Source organism: Ruminobacter sp. RM87 (genome assembly GCF_000701925.1).
Taxonomy (GTDB): domain Bacteria; phylum Pseudomonadota; class Gammaproteobacteria; order Enterobacterales; family Succinivibrionaceae; genus Ruminobacter; species Ruminobacter amylophilus.
Genome location: NZ_JNKD01000098.1, coordinates 1 through 3,281 on the forward strand (window position 1 = coordinate 1; position 3,281 = coordinate 3,281).

At 44.4% G+C, this 3,281-nt stretch carries 3 protein-coding genes and 2 pseudogenes; 3 read left to right on the forward strand and 2 right to left on the reverse strand.

What is annotated here, in order from left to right:
• Positions 1-246 precede the first annotated feature (246 nt).
• Positions 247-465 (forward strand): annotated as a pseudogene (locus tag T489_RS0112025) (aldo/keto reductase); the annotation flags it as partial.
• 159 nt (positions 466-624) lie between these two features.
• Here T489_RS0112025 and T489_RS0112030 read toward each other — a convergent pair.
• On the reverse strand, positions 625-906 hold the full coding sequence (locus tag T489_RS0112030) for a type II toxin-antitoxin system YafQ family toxin (protein WP_031580256.1): 282 nt from the start codon (positions 904-906) through the stop codon (positions 625-627).
• A complete protein-coding gene (locus T489_RS0112035) occupies positions 903-1,175 on the reverse strand; it encodes a type II toxin-antitoxin system RelB/DinJ family antitoxin (protein ID WP_031580257.1) in 273 nt (90 codons plus the stop codon). Before T489_RS0112035 ends, T489_RS0112030 begins: the two co-directional genes overlap by 4 nt.
• Positions 1,176-2,405: 1,230 nt before the next feature.
• On the opposite strand from T489_RS0112035, the pseudogene T489_RS15800 reads away from it, so the two are divergent.
• Together T489_RS15800 and T489_RS0112045 are read left to right on the forward strand one after the other, a co-directional pair.
• A pseudogene (locus T489_RS15800) lies at positions 2,406-2,648 on the forward strand (holin family protein); the annotation flags it as partial.
• Complete coding sequence (locus tag T489_RS0112045; RefSeq protein WP_031580259.1) at positions 2,638-3,177, forward strand: peptidoglycan recognition protein family protein; 540 nt, start codon at positions 2,638-2,640, stop codon at positions 3,175-3,177. The pseudogene T489_RS15800 and the gene T489_RS0112045, both read left to right, overlap by 11 nt.
• The last annotated feature ends 104 nt before the right edge of the window (positions 3,178-3,281 follow it).

Genomic DNA, 3,281 nt, shown 5'->3' on the forward strand with positions numbered 1-3,281 from the left:
ATTGGTTTTTGAAAGGTTACGCAGAACATCCTTCCCTGAATTCTGCATTGTCCCCTTAAGCGCAGAGCCGAAAAAACCTACGGCATATCCTCCGGCGGCAGCCTTTCCCGTTGTTTTTGCTATGTCACAGACGGCATCCTTACCGTCAATATTCCCTCTGTAATACTCACAGATATTTTTGATAACGGCAACTGAACCACCGATTACCGCGGCATTTCCAGCCTGTAATACAATAAAAATGCAGCTCAGGTAATATTACGATTTGAAGTACAGGATGGAATGATAGTTTTACCAAAATCAGTAAATCCTGAACGCATCAGATCAAATCTGGATATTTTTGATTTTAGGCTTACAGATGATGAGATGAACTCTGTACGGGCGTTGGACACAAACAAACCGACCTACAATCCTGATAATCCTGGTAACGGTAAGTGGCTTCTGAAAAATTATCCGATTGAGGATTAACACAGTCATTCCGTATTTTTCAACCAAGGATCTCTTATGAGATCCTTTTCTTTTCAGGAGGAATACTATGAGGCTCATCCGAAAGAAAGGTACAAAGCCTGAATGACGGAGAGCGATTGTGCGATAGAGATTGAAAAATTTAAGAGAATGATGAAGTAATCATTTCTTAAACAGTTCTGAATGGGTACCCAGTCTTGTAAGCATCAGAACCAGAATGTCGTTCTGAATTTCATAAATCAGCAACCAATCCGGCTCTATGTGGCATTCTCTCGTTCCTTTGTAGTTTCCGGTTAATTCGTGATCTTTGAATTTGGGATCCAGCGTTTCACCTTCAGCCAGAGTCTCGATAACTGTATAAAGTTTATCAATATTCTTGTTTTGCTTTTTGGCTAACTTCAAATCTTTCTTGAACTGAGAGGTGAACTTTACATCGTATTTCATGAGTCCAATGCCGCCTTGAGATCTTTCATATTGGAATATTTAGGAGAATCAGGATCGTTAAGCAGTCTTTTTCCTTCCTCGATAGCGGCAATTGTAGTTTCATTAGGTACATCAAGGAATAAATCAAAAGGTATACCATGCTTTCTGATGGCTGTCCGCAAGAATAAATTCACTGCGGTTGTCATGTTTAAGCCGAGTTCAGCAAAGATCTGTTCAGCCTGTTCTTTTACATCCTTATCGGTTCTGATATTCAAATTTGTGGCACTCATAATAGCCTCCTTGGTTACTACTTAAAATTATAGTTAAAATTCGTTTATTTGCAATATATTGTCATTACGAAATCATTATTTTGTTATGTGTTTAGCAATTCATATTTTCTAATCTAATCCATATTTAAGGAGATCAAAATGAACGACAGCACCATCAGGCTTTCTGCCGATACGTCAGCTCTCTCGGATTTCCTCTCCAAAATTGCTGATGAGATGACAGCCATGAAGGACGCTGTTTCCTCATCGGCTGCCGCCATGGGAGCAAACCTTGATGCCTCAGCAAAACAGGCTGAGGCCACCAATGCTGCCATTCACGGACTTGATGACAGCGTTAAGACAGTAACCGACTCCATCAACGAGCAGACCAAAACCGTTACCGACCTTGGCACACAACAGAGCAAGGTTACAAAGGAAATCAGCAAGGCTCTCAGCACTCAGAATACTCAGCAGAAAGATACCAACACCACTCTTGCCAAGCAGAAGAAAATCATGCAGGAGCAGGAAGCTGAAATCAAAAAGGTCACCAAAGCCGTAGATACTCAGACCGGAGTTCTGCAGAAAAATGCCGGTGGCTGGAAAATGCTGATGACCGGCTTTGCCATCAAGTTTGCCTCTGAAATCGTGGACGGCTTTAAAAGCATAATCTCTACCGGACTTGAAGCCTCACGGGTTTATGAGGATATGTCGGCAAGACTTACTCCCCTTGTTGGTGATCTGGAAACAGCGCAGAAAACCTTCTGGAGCCTTAACGGCCTCGAGGATGAGACGGCTACCGCTACGGATAAACTTGCCAAAGCCTTTGTAGACTTAGGCAACAACGGACTTACCAACTCAAACGAACAGCTAAAGACCTATGCCACCATCGCCCATGGAACCGGCAGAGACATCAACACTCTGACTGATGCTGTTATTGCTTTCTCTCAGGGCTCAACCAAAGCACTCCGGCAATTCGGCATTACGGCAAAGGATAAAGGTGACACAATTTCCCTTACCTACAAAGGCTCAACCACCGAAATTCAGAAGAACAGCAAGGCTCTTGATGAGTACCTTTCCAACCTTGCCAGAAACAATTTTGACGGAGTAATGGAAGCCAAGCTCAACACTGTATCTGCCGCTACCGGAAGACTAGATAATGCCTGGGGAACATTCTGCACGAGACTCATGCAGTCTGACGGAGGCTTCGGAGAACTCATCATCATGGGTAATGACTTTCTGGCCAACCCCCTGAACGGCATTTGCCGTAAGGTGGTTGTCTTCATGCTCGTGGGCATTGCCAGCATTCTGGACACAAGAATCTTTCAGACCGGAAGTGTCCTCAGAACCGCGGTGATTTTCTTTTACCTCTCAAATGAAGGCATCAGTCTTCTCGAGAACGCTGCACATCTCGGTCTGCCGATACCGACGGTGGTCAGAAAAGCCTTAAACCAGTTACACGATAAATCAGAAAATAAGGAGAACGAAAATGGCAAATAGTCCGCTTGTAACTTACACCAGATTGAGTCCGAACCATTCCGGTAAAAGGACTCACACCATTGACCGCATTACACCTCACGCTGTTGTCGGTCAGCTCAGTGTTGAACGCATCTGCGACTGCTTTAAGGATAGCAGCAGACAGGCAAGCTGCAATTACTGCATCGGGGCTGACGGCAGAATTGGACTTTGCGTTGATGAGCAGAACCGATCCTGGTGCTCATCTTCTCGGGACAACGATCAGCGAGCCGTTACCATCGAGTGCGCGTCTGATATGACGGAGCCTTACAACATGAAGCCCGAGGTGTATGCCGCCTTGGTAGATCTGTGCGCTGATATCTGCAGAAGGAACGGCAAGAAGAAACTTGTGTGGATTGCTGATCGGGATAATGCATTGAGCTATGAGGTTAAACCTGACGAAATGCTCCTCACCGTCCATCGCTGGTTTGCCAGAAAATCCTGTCCAGGGAATTGGCTATTCAGTAAATTGGGTGATTTGGCTCAAGCTGTGAATAGCCGACTTGGAGTGTAAAAATAATAAAGCCGGCAGTGATGAGGACTGTCGGCTCTACATGACATGACCTTATCTTTTACTATTTAATTTTGTATTCAACTTCTCTTAACGTAACGGAATCA

Excerpts from the sequence above, each read along its gene's own strand:
- T489_RS0112045 (WP_031580259.1), top strand. The coding sequence starts at position 2,638 with ATGGCAAATAGTCCGCTTGTAACTTACACCAGATTGAGTCCGAACCAT.
- T489_RS0112030 (WP_031580256.1), bottom strand. The coding sequence starts at position 906 with ATGAAATACGATGTAAAGTTCACCTCTCAGTTCAAGAAAGATTTGAAG.
- T489_RS0112035 (WP_031580257.1), bottom strand. The coding sequence starts at position 1,175 with ATGAGTGCCACAAATTTGAATATCAGAACCGATAAGGATGTAAAAGAA.